At 45.3% G+C, this 20,958-nt stretch carries 14 protein-coding genes; 7 read left to right on the top strand and 7 right to left on the bottom strand.

The features are described 5' to 3' along the window. The first annotated feature begins 254 nt into the window (after positions 1–254). The 3 genes from MKHDV_RS16815 to MKHDV_RS16805 are packed head-to-tail and all read left to right on the top strand — an operon-like array spanning position 255 to position 4,086. Positions 255–656 carry a heme-binding protein gene (locus MKHDV_RS16815; RefSeq protein WP_160717369.1) on the top strand — a complete coding sequence of 134 codons (402 nt, stop codon included), beginning with the start codon at positions 255–257 and terminating at the stop codon, positions 654–656. Between the two features lie 24 nt (positions 657–680). Next, a complete protein-coding gene (locus MKHDV_RS16810; RefSeq protein ID WP_160717367.1) occupies positions 681–3,068 on the top strand; it encodes a glycyl radical protein in 2,388 nt (795 codons plus the stop codon). 52 nt (positions 3,069–3,120) lie between these two features. After that, a complete protein-coding gene (locus MKHDV_RS16805) occupies positions 3,121–4,086 on the top strand; it encodes a glycyl-radical enzyme activating protein (protein ID WP_160717365.1) in 966 nt (321 codons plus the stop codon). Positions 4,087–4,188: 102 nt separating this feature from the next. On the opposite strand, the gene cutC is transcribed toward MKHDV_RS16805, so the two are convergent. The 4 genes from cutC to MKHDV_RS16785 all read right to left on the bottom strand — a co-directional run bounded on the left by cutC (position 4,189) and on the right by MKHDV_RS16785 (position 9,348). Next, the gene (cutC, locus tag MKHDV_RS16800) at positions 4,189–6,633 is read right to left on the bottom strand and encodes a choline trimethylamine-lyase (RefSeq protein ID WP_216846953.1); all 2,445 of its coding nucleotides are present in this window, start codon (positions 6,631–6,633) and stop codon (positions 4,189–4,191) included. A 265-nt stretch (positions 6,634–6,898) separates the two neighbouring features. After that, entirely contained in the window at positions 6,899–7,426 is a 528-nt protein-coding gene (locus MKHDV_RS16795; RefSeq protein WP_160717361.1) for a MerR family transcriptional regulator, read from the bottom strand. A gap of 144 nt (positions 7,427–7,570) precedes the next feature. Next, the gene (locus MKHDV_RS16790) at positions 7,571–8,197 is read right to left on the bottom strand and encodes a hypothetical protein (protein ID WP_216846952.1); all 627 of its coding nucleotides are present in this window, start codon (positions 8,195–8,197) and stop codon (positions 7,571–7,573) included. Between the two features lie 311 nt (positions 8,198–8,508). Next, on the bottom strand, positions 8,509–9,348 hold the full coding sequence (locus MKHDV_RS16785; protein ID WP_160717359.1) for a substrate-binding domain-containing protein: 840 nt from the start codon (positions 9,346–9,348) through the stop codon (positions 8,509–8,511). A 207-nt stretch (positions 9,349–9,555) separates the two neighbouring features. Here MKHDV_RS16785 and MKHDV_RS16780 point away from each other — a divergent pair, with 207 nt between their 5' ends. Next, entirely contained in the window at positions 9,556–11,193 is a 1,638-nt protein-coding gene (locus tag MKHDV_RS16780) for an L-serine ammonia-lyase, iron-sulfur-dependent, subunit alpha (protein ID WP_160717357.1), read from the top strand. 263 nt (positions 11,194–11,456) lie between these two features. On the opposite strand, the gene MKHDV_RS16775 is transcribed toward MKHDV_RS16780, so the two are convergent. From MKHDV_RS16775 to MKHDV_RS16765, 3 genes are read right to left on the bottom strand one after another with little or no spacing between them, the layout of a single operon-like run. Further along, entirely contained in the window at positions 11,457–12,935 is a 1,479-nt protein-coding gene (locus tag MKHDV_RS16775; protein WP_160717355.1) for a tripartite tricarboxylate transporter permease, read from the bottom strand. Positions 12,936–12,946: 11 nt separating this feature from the next. Beyond that, complete coding sequence (locus MKHDV_RS16770; RefSeq protein WP_160717353.1) at positions 12,947–13,405, bottom strand: tripartite tricarboxylate transporter TctB family protein; 459 nt, start codon at positions 13,403–13,405, stop codon at positions 12,947–12,949. 6 nt (positions 13,406–13,411) lie between these two features. Then, positions 13,412–14,353: a tripartite tricarboxylate transporter substrate binding protein gene (locus tag MKHDV_RS16765; RefSeq protein WP_160717351.1), complete on the bottom strand. Its 942-nt coding sequence runs from the start codon at positions 14,351–14,353 to the stop codon at positions 13,412–13,414. Positions 14,354–14,938: 585 nt separating this feature from the next. On the opposite strand from MKHDV_RS16765, the gene MKHDV_RS16760 reads away from it, so the two are divergent. From MKHDV_RS16760 to MKHDV_RS16750, 3 genes are read left to right on the top strand one after another with little or no spacing between them, the layout of a single operon-like run. After that, entirely contained in the window at positions 14,939–16,291 is a 1,353-nt protein-coding gene (locus tag MKHDV_RS16760) for an ABC transporter substrate-binding protein (protein ID WP_160717349.1), read from the top strand. Beyond that, complete coding sequence (locus tag MKHDV_RS16755) at positions 16,222–18,687, top strand: ATP-binding protein (protein WP_216846951.1); 2,466 nt, start codon at positions 16,222–16,224, stop codon at positions 18,685–18,687. Before MKHDV_RS16760 ends, MKHDV_RS16755 begins: the two co-directional genes overlap by 70 nt. Positions 18,688–18,689: 2 nt before the next feature. After that, the gene (locus tag MKHDV_RS16750; RefSeq protein ID WP_160717345.1) at positions 18,690–20,039 is read left to right on the top strand and encodes a sigma-54 dependent transcriptional regulator; all 1,350 of its coding nucleotides are present in this window, start codon (positions 18,690–18,692) and stop codon (positions 20,037–20,039) included. The last annotated feature ends 919 nt before the right edge of the window (positions 20,040–20,958 follow it).

Here is a 20,958-nt window from a genome sequence, read left to right as displayed (position 1 = left end):
GGAATGTCAACTGTGGTTTACAAAAAGAAGGGCTTTTTAACCTGTGAAACATATTTTTTTAGATTAACCATCTGATATGTAATATTAAATTTAGTTTGGAATAAATCTTCCTATAAACATGTGAGATACGCTCTTGGTTGTTACGAAGTTTTGTTTGGCGGTGCGTCGGATCAGGTTACATCTTAATAATTAGATGTACATTTGCCTGTAGATGCTCTGCTGAGATTTTCAGAACAAATGTTACGGGAGTTCCAATGGATATATCAAAAGATACAGCATTACGAATGATCACAGCTGCTGAAGAGAAGGCTGATGAGTTAGGTGTCCCAATGGTTATTGCCGTTGTTGACAGGGGTGGAAATTTGATTGCTCAGGTTCGTCAGGATGACGCTCTGTTGGCTAGTATCGATCTTGCCTTGAATAAAGCCTACACCGCTGTGGCTGTAAAGGTTTCCACAGAGACTCTTGGAGAACTCGCACAACCGGGTCAGAGTTTGTATGGAATCCAAACAGACAAACAGGGTCGTTTTGTGATTTTTGGTGGTGGACTCCCTGTAGCACATGAGGACGTAATTATTGGCGGAATTGGTGTGAGTGGTGGAAGTGTGGAGCAAGACATTGCTTGTGCCAATGCTGGCTTGAGTGCGTATTGTTAACAGGGAATATGTAAGGAGAAATTTATGACGACTAATCCCCCGAAAATGGTGATCCCGAAACTGTATGGCCCAACAGACCGCGTTTCTCTGGCGCTTGACCGTTTCGTTAATACTGCACCAGCAATTTGTGCAGAGCGAGCTGTTCTTTTAACTGAATCTTACAAGGCAACAGAAGGGCAACCAATTGCGATTCGTCGCGCAAGGGCATTGGAAAACGTGCTGACAAACATGTCCATCTTTATACAGGATGGGGAACTAGTAGTCGGTAACCAGTGCAGTATGCCGCGTTCTGCTCCCATTTTTCCAGAATTTTCCTGCAAGTGGGTAGAAGAAGAGCTTGATCGTCTGGAAAAAAGAACAGCCGATGTTTTTCTTATTTCTGAAGAAACAAAAGATAAGCTTCGCAGCGCGTTCGCATATTGGGATGGTCGAACTACTAACGAAATAGCAGCAGCATTTATGCCTCCAGAGTCATTGGAAGCGCATAACGATGTTGTCTATACAGTGGGTAACTACTTCTATAACGGTGTGGGACATATTTCTCCTGATTACAATAAAGTACTCACTGAGGGTATTCTCTCAGTAATTGCATCTGCTGAAGAAGCCATTGAAAAGTTGGATTTCACCGATGCTGAGGCTCAAAATAAACGTCGTTTTCTTGAGTCTGTAATTATCGCAAACAAAGCTGTTATCGTTTTTGCAGAACGTTTTGCAGTTCTTGCAGAAGAAAAAGCTGCAACCTGTGATGGCGACCGTAAAGAAGAGCTATTAGAGATTGCTCGTATCTGTCGTCAGGTTCCTGCGCACCCTGCGACTACATTACAGGAAGCACTGCAGGCATTCTGGTTTGTGCACCTTGTTGTACAGATTGAGTCAAACGGACATTCGATCTCCCCTATGCGCTTTGATCAATACATGAATCCGTTCCTGCAGGAAGGTTCTACCTCAGTTGAAAGAGCGCAGGAACTGCTCGATATGCTGTGGGTTAAATTCTCTGAATTAAATAAGGTTCGTGACGAAGCTTCCACTATGGCTTTTGCTGGCTACCCAATGTTTATGAACCTCATTGTTGGTGGACAGTCCCGTGATGGTGCTGATGCCACGAATGCCATGTCTTTCCTTGTGCTGCAGGCTAGTGCGAACACAAAATTATATGCTCCTTCTCTTTCCATCCGTATTCATGAAGGTACACCTGATGTTCTGTACAAACGTGCCGCAGAGGTAAGCCGCCTAGGATTAGGATACCCAGCATATTACAACGACCGTGTAATTATTCCGGCTCTTCTTGCTAGAGGTCTGAGTAGAGAAGACGCTCGAGATTATGGCATTATCGGCTGTGTAGAACCACAGGTTGGCGGTAAGACAGAAGGGTGGCATGACGCTGCGTTCTTCAACATGTCTAAAGTTATCGAACTTTGCTTGAATGACGGTGTGGACAGACGTACCGGCAAGCAGATTGGACCTAAGAGTGGTAAGCTAGAAGACTTTACGAGCTTTGATGAAGTTATGAAGTCTTACGAAGCCCAGACAAGTTATTTCGTAAAGCTCATGGCTGCGGCGGATAACGCTGTCGATATGACCCATGGCAAGCATTGTCCGCTACCGTTCCTCTCCGGATTAGTAGAAGACTGCATTGGTCGCGGAATGTCTCTTCAGGAAGGTGGCGCTATTTACAACTTTACAGGCCCACAGGGTGTTGGAGTTGCTAACGCCGGTGACTCTCTTGCTGCAATTAAGAAGCTTGTTTTTGAAGATAAGTTGATTACCGCTAAAGCGTTGCAGGAAGCATTGCACAATAACTTTGAAGGGCAAGAAGATTTGCGCCTTATGCTCGTAAACCGCGCCCCTAAGTATGGTAATGATAACGACTTTGCCGATGCCGTCGCAAAAGAAGCGGCAGGCATCTATTGCAACGAAGTAAACCGGTACAAAAACCCGCGCGGTGGCAAGTTCCAGCCGGGTCTGTATCCTGCTTCTGCAAACGTGCCGCTTGGTTCTGTTGTAACAGCGACTCCTGATGGCCGCATGGCTTGGAGTCCGCTCGCAGATGGTGTTTCCCCTATCTCAGGCTACGACAGTTGCGGTCCGACGGCATCAGTGTTGTCCGTTGCTAAACTTGATCATGAAATTGCATCAAACGGAACATTGCTTAACCAGAAGTTTCATCCCTCAGCACTCGAAGGTGAAAATGGTCTGGATAACTTGAAAGCAGTGACTGAAACGTACTTCCAGAATGGTGGTTTCCATGTTCAGTATAACGTAATCAGCCGTGAAACGTTGGAAGAAGCTCAGGAAAATCCAGATAGCTATAAAGGGCTTGTAGTCCGAGTTGCCGGATACAGTGCATTCTTTACAGCGTTGGATAAATCACTTCAGGACGACATTATTGCCCGTACCGAACAGACCTTCTAAGCAACGCCGCGGAGTCGGGGTATCCGGCTCCGCGTTACAAAGGACATAGAACATGACGTGGAAAGAACGCCAACATTCCTTTCGGTTGTCTGACAAAGATAACGCTGCATTAACCGGAACAGTCTTTGACATTCAACGGTTCTCTGTTCACGACGGTAACGGGATTCGAACATTAGTCTTTCTTAAAGGATGTCCACTGCACTGTAAGTGGTGTCAGAATCCGGAATCAATGAGTCCGAAACCGGAGTTGATGCGTCTTCCTCATTTATGCATCGGATGCGGAAAATGCATTGAAAAATGTCCGGAAAACGCCTTGTCTGTTGATGCGCAGGGCGAGTTTATTATTGAGCGTGATAAGTGCACATACTGTGGAGAGTGTGTTGAACATTGTTACGCTGGATCGATGACTATTGTTGGTCGTTTCATGACAGTAGATGAGGTGATGGATGAAGTGGAGCGTGACCGGCATTTTTATGAGACGTCCAACGGAGGCGTAACATTTTCCGGTGGCGAACCGACTATGCAGTCAGAGTTTTTGATTGAATGCTTACGCGAGTCTCAGCGTAGGGGCATGCACACTGCAATTGAAACCTGTGCAATGACTACCTTTGAAACATTTCAGAAAGTATTAGAACATACAGACTTAGTACTGACTGATATAAAGCATATGGATTCTGACCAACATAAGGCGCTTACAGGAGCGCCCAATGAGCAAATTCTAATCAATATTGCTAACGCTGCGACGATGGGGAAGAAACTGCGTATTAGAGTTCCACTTATTCCGGGTTGCAACGATTCTGTGGAAAATATTGAGGCAACGGCTAAGTTTGTTTCATCACTTGGCTCGGCCGTTGAATCACTTGATATTCTGCCATACCACAGGCTTGGTGAACCGAAATGGGAGCAGTTGGAGCGGACATATCCACTGCACGGTATTGAACCACTCGATAAGGCTATCGTGCACAGTATGAAGGATGTTGCCAGCAAGTATGTGGCGCATGTAACAGTAGGGGGGTAGATCTACTGTTAATGACGGTGAAGTACTCTTTTGCTTCGATTGTAATAAAAAAGGCATCAACATTGATGCCTTTTTTATTATGATTTTATCGTTAGGTGCTGATTAATTATTGTAGCCTAGCATAGTACGGCTAATAATTTCGTCCTGTACTTCTTTGCATAGTTCTACAAAGAAAGCACTGTATCCAGCCACGCGGACAATGAGATCTCGGTACTCTTCAGGAGTTTTTTGCGCTTGGATGAGGGCTTCGTTATCAAGGTAGTTAAATTGCATTTGCGCGTTGCCTAACATTGATGCCGTTTGCAGCAACGCAACTAAGCCAGCTTTCTCTTCAGGTGATTCTAGGGTTCCTTTCAGCAGCTTAAAGTTGTGTGACATTCCGAGGCTCATGGATTCTACGTTGAGTTTGCCCACAGAATTGATGATCGATGTAGGACCATTCTTATCTGCGCCTTGGGAAGGGCTCATGCCGTCTGATAACGGAGCATTTGAGATGCGTCCGTTAGGAGTAGCTGCAATCATTTCCCCAAGTGGAGTGTTGAATGACTGAGACAACGTGCCGTGAATTAAATGAGCATATAATGTTTTGTGCTGATTGCTTGTTTTTTCTGTGAAGTCGATGAGGTCTGTTGCAATCATGTCGGCGTAATCATCATCGTTCCCGTATTTGGGGGCGTTAAGACAATCAACCTGTACCTGTTCATACCCTTTCCAGTTTGCATTAAGCGCTTGTTTCAGTTCTGTAAGAGTGTATTTCTTTTCATCAAAAACAAGCTTTTTAATTGCTGCCATACTGTCAACGTAGGTACCCAGTCCGGCAAATATTGTACCCGGGCCACCGTACATAACAGCGCCACCGGCAGTAACGTCTTTGCCGTTTTGCATGCAGCCATCAACAAATAATGACATGTACGGCGTAGGCATTGTGTCGCGGACAAGCTCTTGGTTAATAACCGTGCCTTGCGCTGTTAGGTCTAAAATATGAGCGATCTGCTTTTTGACTGCGGCATCAAAATCTTCATAGGTCTTAAACTGCGAAATGTCGTCGGTATCCAGCCCTACCTTGCTACCGTAAGATTCCAGCACACCGTGATTGAAAACAAATTCAATAGCGACAGGCCACTGCGTAAAACCGCCTGCTGTCCATTGGTGGATCCGTCCGGATTTTTGTGGCTCAACACAACCCATGAGGGAGTAGTCGCGGGCATCTTCATAATCGAACCCTTTTCGGAGCATCATCTTTATGTGCGCATCGTCGAAATGACAGGCAGGCATTCCACTACCAGCTTTAATAACTTCAACAATTTTTTGCAGATATTTTTGCGGAGACTGATTGTGGATTCGGCAGGCAAGAGAAGGCTGGTACACTCCTACTTTGCTAACAGCATCCATGACAAGGTATGTCAGGGCGTTGGTTCCGTCGCCGCCTTGTCGTTTAGTTCCGCCAACACAAAGGTTGATGAATGGCATATAGCCTGCGAAATATTGAGCTGTTGCTCCTGGAGTATACCAGATCATTTCAGAGCATTTGAGGATGAAGCAACTCATTAATTCGAAGGCATCTGCCTCTGTTACTCGACCAGAATCTATATCGGCTGCAAAACATGGATAGACGTATTGGTCAAAGCGACCAAGAGAAGTGCTACACTGGTTTTCTTCCAGCAAGAAGAGTGACTGGATAGTCCAGATGGCTTGCAGAGCTTCATGAAAATTTTTGGGTGGATTGGCGGGAACAGTGGCATTAACTTCGGCTATTTTTTCAAGTTCTGCCTTGCGGGTAGGGTCTTGTTCTTCCTGTGCTAATTGCAGTGCATAAGCAGAAAGACGATTTGCATAACTAAGGATTCCATCACAGATTTCGAGCGCTGCTTGGTAGTGATGTATTTTCTTTGTGTCGTCTTCGGTTGCATCAGCCTCTTTTGGTAATTGGGCTAGATGCATTTCCGCTTCAGCTCTTACGCCGTTAATTCCCTTGGTAAACAAAATGATGTCATACCCAGGGCTTGTGTCTCCACCTCCACTAGTATGATGGTAGGTCAAGTCGCTTACACAGGCTTCGGCAGAGAATTCCCATAATCCCTTTTCTCGAAAAGCATCCTCACATGCTTCATCAAGAGACCGGCCTTCCCAAAAAGGAAATAGCTCCTCGCGCATTATCTTTTTATCTTCTTCACTAATCTCGTACGGATCTTGAGCACGGGTTCCTATGGTGTCCAGCTCGTCCCGAAGCCATTTCCATGCTGTATCAGGGGAGAATGAACCGGCACGAGGTTTACCACAAGGGTGTCCTACAATCAGCTCACCGTTTTGAATTCTCAACGGTGCAGTTTCGCAGGCTCTTTTAAAACCTTTGGCACGACGCACATTGATTGGCAGGTTAGGATGTTCTTTTGTGACCTCAGTGTACGCCAGAGCGCGTCCTATGGTGATACTTGGCTTCACCTTCAGGTAAGCATCTTTAAGACGCTGAATGCGTATAGGTAGCTGCGATGCGCTGCTGGAGTTGTCCGTAAGGTTGTTGTTCTCGCGAGATGTTGTGCAGGTCATAAAAAGATTCCTTTGGTTTGCTAGTGCTTGATTACAGTCTGTTGCGCCTGAAGGTTTCATTGTGCGAACGCAATAATTTTGAGCGTTGGATTGAGTCTGTTATATTCTGAGGTTGCACTATAGCGAATAGGTTTTTTTTGTGAAGCCCCTCCCGCAGGGGCAGAGTTTACATAAGTGTCAGGTAGCAATTAAAAACGCCGCACAATAATGTGTAATTGTTGTGCGGCGTTCGTATGTTTTACAAATAGTAATGCTAGGTTTTGAATTACGATTTTTTTTTGGTGGAACTGCGTATCTTCTTTATTTCATCTGGTGAAATATTGAGGGATTCTAAAAATTGCTGATGTGCCTCAGGTTCCATTTTTTCAAACTGCTGATGCCAGTTGTGCATGTCTTGATCGCTCAAGCCTGCAGCCTTCATAATGCTGCTCCAACGTTTTTTGGTAACCATCTGGTTTTCTAACAAGTCAGGATGCTTAAGAAGGGTCATGATGGCTTTTTGCTGCAATCTGAGTTGCTGTATCTCTGTTTCAAGAGCCTTGAATTGGTTGCATAGGATTTGCTCCTGTGTTGCTTCATCTTCTCGATCTAAGAGTTCAGATAATTGCGCGACAGGTAATCCAAATGACCGGTACGCTATGATCGTTTCCAGTTTTGAAATTTCTTTTTCACCATACCAGCGATAATTATTTGAAGAGCGTTTTGTCGGCAGAAGTAAACCCGCTCGTTCATAATAGAGAATAGTGGTTCGTGATATACCAAATTTTTTAGCCAGTTGGGAAACTGTGAGCATCGTACTATCCTGTCATCGTAAGTATTTATATTGCAGATTCACATTGGGCAGCAAAAAGGCTTTTTATTCTATCTGTTATACTTGGTGACCGCCATCGACTTGCACTGACCCATTACCGGATTGTCGCGGTCACCAAATTATTCGTTAGGACTGAGATGCGAAATATTTGATAAGGAGTGTTTCCCATTCATCAATGTACTTTGAGTAATCTTCCGCAGTGAAGGTACTGATGAATTTGTTACCTTTTTCATCAATGCCGATGTATTGGTAGCTAACCTGAACTTCAGTATTCGTAGCGTCTACAGGAGTGCATTTTACAGTCACAATGCCTACCTTGTCGTTCGGCTCCACTTTGTAAAACTGAATAAAATATGTTTCTGGATCATGTCTTTTTACAAGCCAGATAGCTTTTGTGGAAGCATGGTCATGGGTTTGAGTCAGGAAAACATAATCTTCATGTAATTCTGTAGATCCCATAACGTTTTCATATTTCCAATCGGGAACCCACAATGTTTCGCCTTCCGCACTAAATAGTGGAAAAAGGACATCCGCCGGTTGGTTCATTGTAAAATTTTTGGTGTAGGTTACAGACTGCATGGTGTCTTCCTGTCTTTTTTGTAGCTCTTTAATTTGTGAGGTGATCTCGCGATGCCCAAGCTGATAGGGTGGCTGAGCGCTGCTGGCACTTGCTGTCAGTGCTGTCAGTGCTGTCAGCGTAACGGCAGCCAGTATAACGACAGTGAAAAACAATGTAGGTAATTGTTTCTTCAATGCTGGAACTCCTGATGTTGAACGATGCCACACGGCAAAGATAGTTATCAGGCCTACACCGGTAGACGGGTCAAGCGGAAAGCCTACGATTTGTTGTAACGGTGATCATGAGCGTGTGATTTGTGCTTGTTTGCTGAGTCGTGATGAAGGATCAGGGTACGTTGCGGCATGGTCAGATGGGTGTAATAACTAAGTGCGACACCTCAATAAAAAAGCAGTTATGGATGATGTCCATAACTGCTTTTTATGATCGGGTACTCCGCTAAGTAATACGGAATATTGAAATAATCTGTGTGCTACAAAATGTACTCTTAATGATCGTACTGAGATGCGTAGGCTGCATCGTTGTACATGGCTTCACCGTGTTCAGCTTTACCGAAGGTTCTGAGTAAGTTCTGGCCTTCCTCGCCTTTGAGCAATTCGATAAATTTCTTTGTAACTTTTGCCTGTGGGCCTGTAGGTGAAAGCAGAGCGTGATATGTGTTGATCAACATAGGATCGCCCTTGAAGAGTACTTTAAGGTTTTTGATATCCTTTTTTGTGGCAACCCATGTGGAAGAGTCAGTCATAAAGTAACCTTTGTTACGGTCAGCTTTAAGCAAAGTAGCCTGCATGAATTCATGGGTAGTCTGGTACCATTTTCCTTTCGGAGCGATGTTGGCTTTTTTCCAGATTCTGAGTTCTTTTTTGTGCGTGCCTGAATTATCGCCACGTGAGTAGAACAGTGCACCTGCTTTGGCAATGTTACCGTACGCTTCAGCTACGGATTGAGCCTTTGCGATGTTTGCAGGGTCAGCAACTGGCCCAACCACGTAAAATTCGTTTGAACCAATGAGGGTACGCATTCCAGCCCAGCCATCAGCAACAGCTTTTTTCTCAGCAGCCGGAGCATGAACCATGACGATGTCTACTTTTCCTGCCTTAAGAAGCTTTAAGGATTTTCCTGATCCAGCTTTTTTCCAACACATAGTGGTGTCGTTTGTGCTGTTAAACTTGTCAGCTAATGCTTCAAGAAGACCCAATTCGCCGGGACTTCCTGTTGCAAGCGTGAAGACAGTGTTGCCATTGCCGTATGTGGCTTTGCAATCATTTGCTGTTGCTGTGAGCGGAAGGGCGAACAGTAACAGGGCGATGATAAAGAGTTTGCGCATAAGGGATTCCTTTTCGAGTATGTTAATATTCACTGATTGAGTGTTATTATTCTCTCTTTGCCAAATTAGGAAGAGGAATTAGTGAATGGAAGAGTAATATATTGCTATTAAAATGGGACGATTTTGCCCATCATCTACTGTGCGGTGTCTGTTCAACTGGTTCTGGGAAGTTAGTATGGAGATGCTGACGCAATATAAGGAAGCGATATGAAAAAATTACCATCAAGCATTTTTAATGACGTAATTGGTCCTGTTATGGTCGGGCCATCCAGTTCTCATACAGCCGGCCCTGCCCGTATCGGCTACCTTGCAGGGCAATTGTGCGGCGGCAGGCTCTCATGTGTGAAAGTGATGTTTGAAACGAATGGTTCCTTTGCCATGACATATAAGGGGCAAAAGTCTGATCAGGGTTTGGCCGCAGGTTTGTTGGGGATGCTCCCGCAAGACCCGCGCTTGTCTGATGCGCTTTCTCTTATCAAGGCAAAGGGAATTGAACTGGTCGTTGAGGTAAAAGATTTTGAAGCCGATCACCCTAACACTGTCTTGTTGGAATTGATGGATGAGAATGGCGGAACTGTTTCTGTAAGCGGTCTGTCAATCGGTGGAGGGTGCATTGAGCTGAATGAGATAAATGAATGTCCAGTTTCTTTGGCTGGCGACTACTACGAACTTGTAATTTTACAGTCAGGCAGCAGTGCTTCTTCTATGAAGAGTGTGTGTGATGACGTGGAGTCGTTGTTACGTGAGGCGAATGTTGTCGCGCATGGTAATAGTATAAGCGAAAACGGCAAAGCTGATGATACATGGCGAGGCGTTATTGTTATTCACACACGACAACAGGTTCCACAGAATCTGTTGGATACAATAAAGCTCCGTTTTAGTGATGCCAGTGTTCGTAACATTACTCCGGTAATGCCTGTGCTTGCATCTGCTGACTGCGAGGTGCCGTTCACCCGCGCTGCGGCAATGCTGGATTGGTGTGCAGAACATGATGCACCGCTATGGAAAGCTGCTGCGTTGTATGAGGCAGCCCGCGGAGGGGTGAGTGTCTCTGAAGTGTTAGAAATGATGGAACGAATAATTCGAGTGATGGAAGAAGCGGTTGCAATTGGTCTGGCTGGTGACTTTACAATGAAGGGTTTCCTGAGCCCTTCTGCAAGCAAACTTCGCGATGCTGTGATGAATGGCAAATTTATTCCAACCGGTATGCTGGACATGGCCACCGTGATGTCCGTGGCTGTGATGGAGCTTAATGCGGCGATGGGCTGTGTAGTGGCTGCGCCGACTGCTGGTTCTTGTGGTGTGCTGCCTGCGGCGGTGTTCAGTATGCTTGATCAGCTTGAGGTGCCGCAAGATTCTAGAGTGGAAACAGCAGCAAAGGCAATGCTTGTTGCCGGACTTATCGGCGTGTTTATTAATGAGCAGGCAACATTTGCAGCAGAAGTATGTGGCTGTCAGGCAGAATGTGGTTCCGCAGCCAGTATGGCCGCAGCGGCAATGGTTGAAATGGCTGGCGGATCAACAGAAGCAGCTTGTAATGCTGCGGCACTGGCTATGCAGAATTCATTGGGACTCATTTGTGATCCTGTGGCAGAGCAGGTGGAAGTTCCTTGCATCGGTCGTAACGTCGCTGCAGTCAGCAACGCTGTAACTGCCGCTAACATTGCGATGTACGGATTCCGCGGAACATTACCTCTTGATGAAGTTATCTGCGCTATGTGGGAAGTGGGAAATGCATTGCCGGATACGTTGTGCTGTACCGGTAAGGGCGGTTTGTGCACCACTCCGTCAGGTATTAGGCTTAAGGAAGAAGTGGATAAGAGAATGTTTGGCTCGAAGCCTTAAGAGCAATTGGGTCTGCTATGAAAATTTTGAACTTATGTGTGAGTAAAATGCGTTGTAATATCCGCATGTAACTTCCAAATTATTGTTTTGGAACGCATGTTATTTCTTGAAAGTAATCCCAAATTATAAAGATAAAAACCCCCTGCATCAATTGATGCAGGGGGAAAGTCATAGTGTGTCACTCTAGGCGATCTAGCTTTGTCGTAGAATAGGTAGGGAGAACGACAAAGTGAAATCACTTGATAAGACTAGTGTGTGGCGTTTTACACTGACTTTGTACGATGCTTTTTGAGAATATTGATGAGTGGTGGCACTAACAGCAGGAAGATGATGAACCACAGTACAATTGCTTGCGGGCTTTTAAAGAAGATAGCTGCGCTACCTCTGCTCATAATAAGCGCCTGTGCAAAGCCTGTTTCGGCAATTGGTCCAAGAATAAGTCCGAGGATAAGTGCGCCAAGGGAGAAGCCTGTTTTGTGCAGAAGAACAGCTCCAAGGCCGAAAAGCAGACAGAGGAAGACATCAAGCACACTGTTGTTCATTGAGTAAGAACCAAGAACTGAAAACAGGCAAACAACAGGAATCAGCAGCTCAGTTGGGGTGAGTGCGATTCTTGCAAAGTACGGTGCCATGTACAGTCCCAGAATCAAAAATACGATGTTGGCAATGAACAGAGAGAAGATGAATGCATAGGTCATTGACCCGTAGGTGGTGAATAGCTCTGGACCCGGAATCAGACCGTGAACCAGCAAGCCACCAAGCAATGCCGCAGCAACACTGTTGCCGGGAATGCCAAGCGTAAGAGTAGGAATCAACGAACCGCCTACGCAGCCATTGTTGCCTGCTTCCGCAGCTGCAATACCTTCTGGATTACCCTTGCCGAACAGCTCAGGAGTTTTAGAACGGCGTCTTGCGATGTTATAGGAAAGAAACGCCGCAATTGTTGCACCTTCACCAGGCAAAATTCCTACAAGAGTACCGGTAAGAGAACCGATGCTGATGTATTTGAAAATACCTTTTGGCATAGGCTCACGCTTGATCTCGGTAACGAGTGCAGCGTTATCTACAACACTTCTTTTACCGGTCAGGGAAAGCATCTGCGAAATAGAGAACAGGCCGATGAGTACCGGCATAAATGCGACACCGTCGTATAAGTCTGTCAGTCCTGCTGTGTAGCGGAGCATTCCGGAGATAGGATCAGTGCCGACAACAGCAATGATCAAACCAATCACACCGGAGATAAGGGACTTGATAAGGCCGGTCTTTTCGTCAGCCATGGAAACAAGACCCGCGAGTCCGAGAATCGCAAGCAGGAAGTATTCTGGCGGTCCAAAAGAGAGTGCAAAGGTTGCAAGGATTGGAGCCAAAATTAACAAAATGATTGTTGAGAATACCCCCCCGACGCAACTGGCAATAACAGAAATTTTAAGCGCCAAGCCCGCACGACCTTGCTGTGTCATCGGGTAGCCTTCCAGTGCGGTTGCAACTGCTGCCGGAGTGCCCGGTGTGCGCAGGAGAATTGCTGGAATAGAGCCGCCGTACATGGCACCACAGTAGACGCCACCCATAAGAACAAGACCGATGAGTGGATCAAGGGTAAAGGTGACAGGGATTAGTAGCGCAACTGCCATAGTCGCTGTCAGACCCGGCATACCGCCGATGATTACGCCGGAAATAGTTCCAAGAACTACAGCAAGCAATGGCAAAGGTGCCATCAGGGAATATATTGATTCTAAGATCATACGATGTATCCTTATCCGAACAAGCTACTTGTCGGGAGAAAAACTCCAAGCAATTTTTCGAAAACGAGGTAGACGAAAAGTAAAATTCCTCCAGAGGTCAGGCTGATAAGAATTGGTTTTCGTGCTCCAAGTAGAAGCATAGCTACCGGAAGAAAAACTGCTGATGCCAGATAGAATCCTAAGAACTCAAATGAGGCAGCATAGACAAATAACAGGATGCATAGTCCCCAGAATCGGCGGGGAGCGTCTGCCATGTTAAGAGGTGCCTTTTGGTTGTCCTGTCCTTTTTTTTTGGACGCAAAGAACAGCTCTGTAAGGCATAGAATGCCAAGAGAAATTCCCAAAAAGCGAACATATGCGGCTGTCGAGCCCTGAACGAATTTTGGGTACGCTGCGGTGCTGTTGTAAAGCAGCACCGCAAGTACCAAAAATCCGCCGAGAAGCAATAACTCAGCAAATCTTTTTGTCATATTGTATTACCAAGGGTTCTTGTCGTAGAAAGACTGTGTTTCTGTCTGAAGACCTTCAAGGTATGTGCGGTAGTCTTCACCGGACATTGGCAGCTGGCTGTAAACGTTTCTTTTGCAGTCAGCGATGAAGTTAGGATCGCTGTTAATTTTCACGAGAAGAGCATCAAGCTTGGTAAGGATGTCTTTATCGATGCCAGCAGGTGCAACAAAACCGCGGGTAGCAGTCATGTTTACAGTGTAACCCTGTTCAGTAGCAGTTTTAACCTCTGGAAGAACGTCGGAACGTTCTGCATTGAGGAGAGCGATAACACGAGCGGTGCCCGCTTTGTGCTGTGCCTGCATCTGGGAAAGGTTCATGATGCTTGCATCTACATGGCCACCAAGAACCAGCGCTTTCTGCTCAGTAGAACCTTTTGTTGGAAGAAGGTTGAAAGTTATATCAGCTTTGTTTTCAAATTTTTTGGCAGCAATAAAGTCATCGGAACCAATGCCGTTAACAGCAACGGTCAGCGGGTTCTCTTTTGCCATTTTGATGAAAGAAGCGAGATCGGTGATCGGGCTGTCTTTAGGAACAGCAATGAGTAATGGATCGTCTACAGCGTTACCCATTACGTGGAAGCTATCGAGAGTGTAGCGAGCACGTTTGGATACAATGTGAGATACGATCTGAGTGGTAAAAACTAAGCCGATGGTGTGGCCGTCTTTTTTAGCACGAGCGATAGCTTCAAAACCTTTCTGACCGCCAGAACCAGGAACGTTCTGAACTACAAAATTAGCGTCAGGCCAGTAGTTTTTTGCTGCATTAATAAAAATGCGAGCGGTTGTATCAGTTGATCCACCAGCTTTGGAAGGAACAACAATTGTGATTGGCTTGCTTGGGTATTCAGCCATAGCATACATAGGGAAGGCAAAAACGAGTGCCATGAGTAATGCTAAAATTCTTTTCATTACATACTCCGTGCTTTGTGTGCGGCATATATCCGCCGGTTAACAATTACAGCCGGCAATCCATCAACCGGCAGCATCATAATTGTGCAAAAAAAAAGAGAGTTGGTTATAGCTCCCCTCTTCCTACCGTGACAAAATTTTTCACAGTACTTGTCATTATTAATCAAATATTGTGCCATCGAGAGATGTGAGGGTAATGTTCTAGTTTTGTTGTAAATGACGAAAATGTTAGCATTTTTAATAGATATAATTTGGGTCGTTTTTGACACCTTCGTGTTCTAAAATGACCCGTTGTTTTTTCTAAAGGGAAGCATTTGGTTGAAGTGGGAACTTTTATTGAAGACAGAGGAGCGGGAGTTGAGTCGAAGAAAATTTACGAAGGGGATAGAACGTTGCGTGAAGTTTGGTAGAAAATTCCGAACGTGCTCTTGACCCATGTTAGAAACATTTTTATACTTTCGCGATTGCCGCTTAGTGTTATTATAAATTTTTATATAAATCATATTTTACAAATGTTTATATGTAGCACATCCGAATGCAGGTACACTGTTCATGCAGGTTTGCGGTACCATCTGGAGGTGAGTAATGAACGTTGGCTTCTTAAGGGGAGTTCGATACGTCTGCTGGTGTATGGTCGGAGTCGTTTGTGCTCTACTTTTTTGCGGGATTGTACCTGCTGCGGCGAAAGCCGTTCAATCGTCTTCTTTGCGAATAATTACTTCTTATCCTCCCGATTTTTATGAACCGTTTATTGAACGGTTTAAGTCTCTCCATCCTGAAATCAAGGTTTCGATTTTAAATAAAAAGACGGCTTCTGCCGTTGCTGAGTTGTTGCGTGGAAATAACAGAAACTTTGATGTGTTCTGGTCATCGTCACCCGATGCATTTGAAATTTTGAAACAGGGCAACATGCTGAGGCACACAGAGCGGGCGCGGCAGTATAAAGCAATGCGTGTTGAAGGATTTTCTGTAGATGATCCTGACGGCTATTTTTACGGATTTGCGTTGTCCAGCGTTGGGTGGATGTGGAACGATTCATATTTAAAAAATGAAAACATTGATGCTCCGAAACGCTGGCAGGACTTAGAAGATTCAAAATATTACAGCCATGTGGTCATGTCGACCCCTTTGCGGTCAGGAACGACACATCTTATTGTAGAAAGTCTTTTGCAGAAGATGGGGTGGGAAAAAGGCTGGGCGTATCTGCTACGCATGTCCGGTAACCTTGTAACTCTTTCTGCTCGTAGCTTTAGTGTGACAGAGGGGGTTAAGAGCGGACTGTATGGTGTGGGACTGGTCATCGATATTCTGGGTCGTGCGCCGGATGTAAAGGATGTGAAGTTTCGATACGGCGAACCTGTTCTTTTGATGCCTGCGGGGATTGGGGCACTAAAAAACAGTGTGAATTCTCGTGAAGCAGAAATTTTTATAGACTTTATGCTGTCGCCGGAAGGGCAAGCTGTTCTGCTTAAGCCGCAGATTCGTCGTCTTCCTGTTGCTCAGCAGATGTACGACAGCGGCAAACTTGCACAGTCTCAATTGTTCAAATTGATCAAGGAAGGCAAGGCAAAGCCGTACAATTCTTCCTTGTCGCAGGTGCGCTACAACCTCGTGAATAATCTGTTTGAAGAATTTATTACATATAAGTTGTTAGAGCGGCGTCAGCTTTGGAAGCGTTTGCTTTTGTTGGAAAGTCAATATGCTGCGAATGATCCGTATTTTCTTTCAGTAAAGAAAAAGACGCACAGTTTGCTTAGTGAGATTCCTGTAACTTACAAGCAGAGTCTGGACCCTGTGTACAATGCAATATTTTTTAATTTGTTTACGGGAACACCGAGAAGTCCAGAACAACAGCAGCAGATAGAGCAGTGGCAGCAGTTTATAGAAAAGCGATTGAAAAAAGCCAACAAGCTGTTGGATTCAGTGCAAAGAAAGTAATGATACCATCGTTTTTTACTAAATTAGGCATTTGGGAGCGACTGCTCCTTGCTTTTGGTGCAATTGCGGGGATGACTGTGCTGGCGGTTTTGACAGCGCTTTTTCTTTTGGACAGTTCAAGCGAAATCTTTGCAACAATTACAGAAAAAAACTTGCCGGAATTAGCGCAAGTCGCTGACGTGGCAGAGACTGGCGGACAAATTATTGCGATCGCGCCTAATCTTGCCTCGGCACCGGATGAAGAGACCCAAAAACGGATACGCGCAGATCTTGATTTGCTGTTGCTGCAATTCAGTCGTGAGGTAGGGCTTCTTGAACATACAAACCCTCAGCTTCGCCGTGGAATAGATGACCTGCTTGGGCGCTTGAAAGACAACCTTGTCTCATTGCAGATTGTTGTAACGGATCGGTTACGAGAGGAGAAGCGCCTCCAAAAGCATATGGAGCGCTTGCGCTGGCTTTATTCTGACATGCTTGAGGAGATTGAGCCGCTCAGTCAAGATTTAAACTATAATCTTGATGCTGAAATTGATCGAATCCGTAGCGCAGCAGGGCAGGGCGAGAAAAATATTTCAGCTGCAAAGCTTCGCTCCAATCGTCGGTTTAAAAAGATAGTTGATCGTATAGGTAATAATGGCGATCTGCTGGTGAGTTTATTGCTACAGGCTTCTTCTGCACAGATGGATGCTCAAGTTGATAACTTGGCTGCTCTTGCAAGTGACACCATTGTCTCTCTACGGTTTAGCCTCGAGCATTACTCGGACGAGGCAAGTGCGCTTACATTGCATCAGGTGTTTTCAGAAGTGCTGACTCGGGCTGAAGGGCCGGATGGTGTTTTTGCTTTAAAAAAGAGAATTATTGCAAATAATATCAAAGGGCAGGATATCCTTGCTGAGAATGCTCGAATTGTGGGGCAGCTGCGTACTGTCATCAGAACGGTTGTAACACGTACGCAGGCTGAAGCGTTGAATGCGGCGGCTGTGACCAAGGGCAAGTTGGAACGTGCCCGGTGGGCACAGCTTGGACTGGTTTTTTTAAGTTTGATTCTTGCCGTCTGTGTTTTGTGGTTTTATGTGCGCGGCAGTATTGTGGCGCGACTCAATGCCTTGGCGAGCAGTATGCAAGCCATTGCCGGAGGAGAACTACAATACAGCATACCGGAAGCTGGCGATGATGAAATTGGTAAGATGGCAGGTGCGCTGCGCGTCTTCCGCGACACTGCTCAGGCGGTAGAAGAGGCAAATTCTCAGGCTATTATTGATAACGCCGCGGTAGGACTTGTTATCGCTGACCCTGATGGAACCATTCGTTTTTTCAACATGATGGCTGTCAGCTTATTTAATGCTGATCCACAGGTGATGATCGGGCAGAACCTGTCTTATTTCGTGTCAGTACCGGAAGAGCAGGCATTTTGCGATGCGTGTTCTCTGGCATTTAATTCTGAGAATAACGGGCAGATCGTGAACGTGTATCAGGGCGTCAAAAGCGACGGTTTTGAATTTCCGATAGAGGTGGTCATTCGTCCTGTTCAGCAGCGGAACCAGCGAAGCTTGATGATTACCCTGCATGATGTGACAGAGCGTGAAAAGGCTCAGGAGCTATTGCAGAAGAGGGTGCGGGAAAAGACTGATCATTTGAGTGTAACAAACGCCAAACTCCGTCAGGAAGTTAAAGAACGTCGCAGGGTGCAGGATGAATTAGTGCAGGCCGGTAAATTGGCGGCTCTTGGTCAACTTTCAGCAGGAATTGCTCATGAGTTGAACCAGCCATTGTCTGCGATCCGCTATTATCTGCACAATGCCCGACTGCTTCTAGAGCGCGGACAGATTGAAGTTCATCAGGAAAACATCGACAAAATTGATAACCTGAGTGCAAGAATGGCCACGATGATCAATCACTTGAAAAAGTTTGCTCGTCTTCCTTCAAACAAGCTGCATCCGGTAGAAGTGGTTCCAGTTATCGAACAATCACTGGCTTTGCTTACGGCGAGAATTGTTGAAGATAACATTGTTATCGAACCGCGTTACAAAGAGCAGTCATACATCATTACCGCAGAAGATATTCGACTCGAGCAGGTGCTGGTTAATGTTTTTGGTAACGCCATTGATGCGGTGGGGCAACAGGGCGAAGGGGAACGAAAGATTTCTGTTGATGTTATTGAAGCAGAAGAAACCATTTCTATTGAAATTACCGATACAGGGGCGGGGATTCCGCCAGAAGTTAAAGAATCAATTTTTGACCCGTTTTATACGACCAAAGAGGTCGGTAAAGGACTCGGGCTTGGACTTTCTATTTCCTATAACATTGTGAAGGATATGAGAGGGGAGATTAGCGCCACTAATGCTGCAACTGGTGGTACTAAATTCATTCTTTCATTTCAAAAAGCTGCTGGATAATTATGACTCCGATTGGTGAAATTTTCTTAGTCGATGACGAAACTGAAATTCGACAGGCGTGTCAGCAGACCTTTGAGCTTGAAGGGTATGCGATAAAAACCTTTAGTTCTGGGGAAGAGGTTCTGCCGCATATTACTCCCGACTGGCTCGGGGTGGTAATCAGTGATGTCAAAATGCCGGGGATGGACGGGCTTACACTTTTGAATCGCATCAGGAGTATTGCGCCTGATCTTCCGGTAGTGATTTTAACAGGCCATGGCGATGTGCCAATGGCTCTGGATGCAATCCGTTCCGGAGCGTATGATTTTTTAGAAAAGCCAGCACCGCCTGAATACTTGATTGAGGTCGCTAAACGTGCGTTAGAGGCTCGTCGTCTTTGTCTTGAGAACCGTAATTTGAAACAGCGTCTTGCTGTCGATTTCGATTTGGAATCACGGATTCTCGGTTCGTCTGCTGAGATCAAACAGTTGCGTCAGACTGTAAGTTCATTGGCATCGATTGATGTAGATGTCCTTGTGTTAGGCGAAACTGGTGTAGGCAAAGAGCTTACAGCCCGTTCGTTGCATGATTGCGGAAATAGACAGAACGGCAAATTTGTTCCGTTGAACTGCTGCGCTATACCGGGCAGCTTGGTGGAGAGCGAATTATTCGGTCATGAGCGCGGTGCTTTTACCAACGCTTCCAGTCGACGAATTGGTAAGATTGAACTCGCTCAGGGCGGAACTCTTTTTCTCGATGAAGTTGAGTCCATGCCTCTTGATATACAGGTTAAACTGTTACGAGCATTGCAGGAACGTGTGATCGAACGTGTGGGTAGTAACCAGCTTATCCCTGTAGATTTCAGAGTCGTTGCTGCGTCTAAAATTGATTTGCGTGAAGCTGTCAGTAATGGAACATTCCGAGAAGATTTATTTTTCCGTCTTAATGTTGCCCGAATAAATGTCCCGCCGTTACGCGACAGGGCTGAAGATGTTATGCCGTTGCTTCATTACTTTATGGGCGTGATGGCAGATCGTTTTAATAGACCGGCACCAGACGTCGCGCCAGAAGTGAACAACCGCCTTCAGCAGTATCCATGGCCGGGGAATGTGCGCGAGCTGCGTAACGTAGCTCAGCAGCTGGTTCTTGGCTTACCGTTGGATCTTTCCGGTGAGAACGATGCTGGTTCAAGCGATGTTCCCGCCTCCGGTGTTGCCGTTCTTGATGAACTTGTAGAACGCTATGAAAAGCAACTTATTGTTGATGCGTTGGTTCGTAATGACGGGCGCGTTGAGAAGACCGCAGTAGAGCTGGGAATTCCGCGAAAACGATTGTATTTACGAATGCGAAAGTACGATCTGCGAAAAGAATAGTCACACACGTAACGCCGCTTTTATCTTAGGATAAAGGCGGTTTTTTTGTTTTACAGCTGATGCAATTGCTGCAAAAGTAGGGCGTTAGAATTGTTGTCTATTAAGTTAGTATTTATGGTTAGTACCAGCCTCTCAATTACTAATCGGGAACCATAATCATCAAATGAAGTTGAAAAGACAAAACACAGTTGGCTCTTTCTGTAATGTATTGGCATGGGTTCTTTGTTTTGCGTATCTTGCGGTTTATCTTTTTGAAATAGTTGTATTTTGGATAGAAACAGAGAGTCTTTTTGAACTTGGGAGGCTTCTGCCCGATGTTCTATTACTGATTACAATTGTTACATTGTTTGCTTCTAAAGAAGATCGAGTGTGGGCAGTTCCCTCTAGTATTTTTGTCACCGGGTGGTCGTGCCTTTTATATGCATGTCTGAAGCAGAAGTTGGGTTTGGTCTTGCTTGTAGGTGCTTCTTTTCATTGGGCGATTGCTCTCATTGTTTATCTTTTATTCAGATATGCTCAAAGGGTGGTTCCACATATTGATGACGGAGAAGTTTTAAAGACGGATGAGGGACGGAAGATTGGAGTGTTGATAAAGCTCGCTTTTGGGGGATGACAATGAGTAATCAAAAAATTTTCTTTGAACCTCGGTACGTAGTGTTCATATTTTTTATGGGGTGTTAAGGAACATGCATATGAATATGAGGACGGGCGCAAAGGTCGTTGGATATGTGTTTAGTATTTTGTATGTGCTCTGGACAATTGAACTGATTAAATTGTTTTTATTGAAACATGATGGTGAGTTCGACTTCATAACTCACACACATATGGGAATTACCTTACTGCTCATTATTTCTTTACTTCTCCCCTACGAGAAAATGCGTTTTTTTTACTCCGCTATGTATTTCGTTGAGCGGGTTTT

The organism is Halodesulfovibrio sp. MK-HDV (genome assembly GCF_009914765.1).
Lineage (GTDB): Bacteria > Desulfobacterota > Desulfovibrionia > Desulfovibrionales > Desulfovibrionaceae > Halodesulfovibrio.
Note: the sequence above shows the minus strand (reverse complement) of the source record. Positions and strands in the feature narration are given on the sequence as shown.

Coding starts and splice junctions, on each gene's coding strand:
- MKHDV_RS16770 (WP_160717353.1), bottom strand. CDS start 13,405: ATGACAAAAAGATTTGCTGAGTTATTGCTTCTCGGCGGATTTTTGGTA.
- MKHDV_RS16760 (WP_160717349.1), top strand. CDS start 14,939: ATGAACGTTGGCTTCTTAAGGGGAGTTCGATACGTCTGCTGGTGTATG.
- cutC (WP_216846953.1), bottom strand. CDS start 6,633: ATGACCTGCACAACATCTCGCGAGAACAACAACCTTACGGACAACTCC.
- MKHDV_RS16785 (WP_160717359.1), bottom strand. CDS start 9,348: ATGCGCAAACTCTTTATCATCGCCCTGTTACTGTTCGCCCTTCCGCTC.
- MKHDV_RS16815 (WP_160717369.1), top strand. CDS start 255: ATGGATATATCAAAAGATACAGCATTACGAATGATCACAGCTGCTGAA.
- MKHDV_RS16780 (WP_160717357.1), top strand. CDS start 9,556: ATGAAAAAATTACCATCAAGCATTTTTAATGACGTAATTGGTCCTGTT.
- MKHDV_RS16750 (WP_160717345.1), top strand. CDS start 18,690: ATGACTCCGATTGGTGAAATTTTCTTAGTCGATGACGAAACTGAAATT.
- MKHDV_RS16795 (WP_160717361.1), bottom strand. CDS start 7,426: ATGCTCACAGTTTCCCAACTGGCTAAAAAATTTGGTATATCACGAACC.
- MKHDV_RS16765 (WP_160717351.1), bottom strand. CDS start 14,353: ATGAAAAGAATTTTAGCATTACTCATGGCACTCGTTTTTGCCTTCCCT.
- MKHDV_RS16805 (WP_160717365.1), top strand. CDS start 3,121: ATGACGTGGAAAGAACGCCAACATTCCTTTCGGTTGTCTGACAAAGAT.
- MKHDV_RS16775 (WP_160717355.1), bottom strand. CDS start 12,935: ATGATCTTAGAATCAATATATTCCCTGATGGCACCTTTGCCATTGCTT.
- MKHDV_RS16810 (WP_160717367.1), top strand. CDS start 681: ATGACGACTAATCCCCCGAAAATGGTGATCCCGAAACTGTATGGCCCA.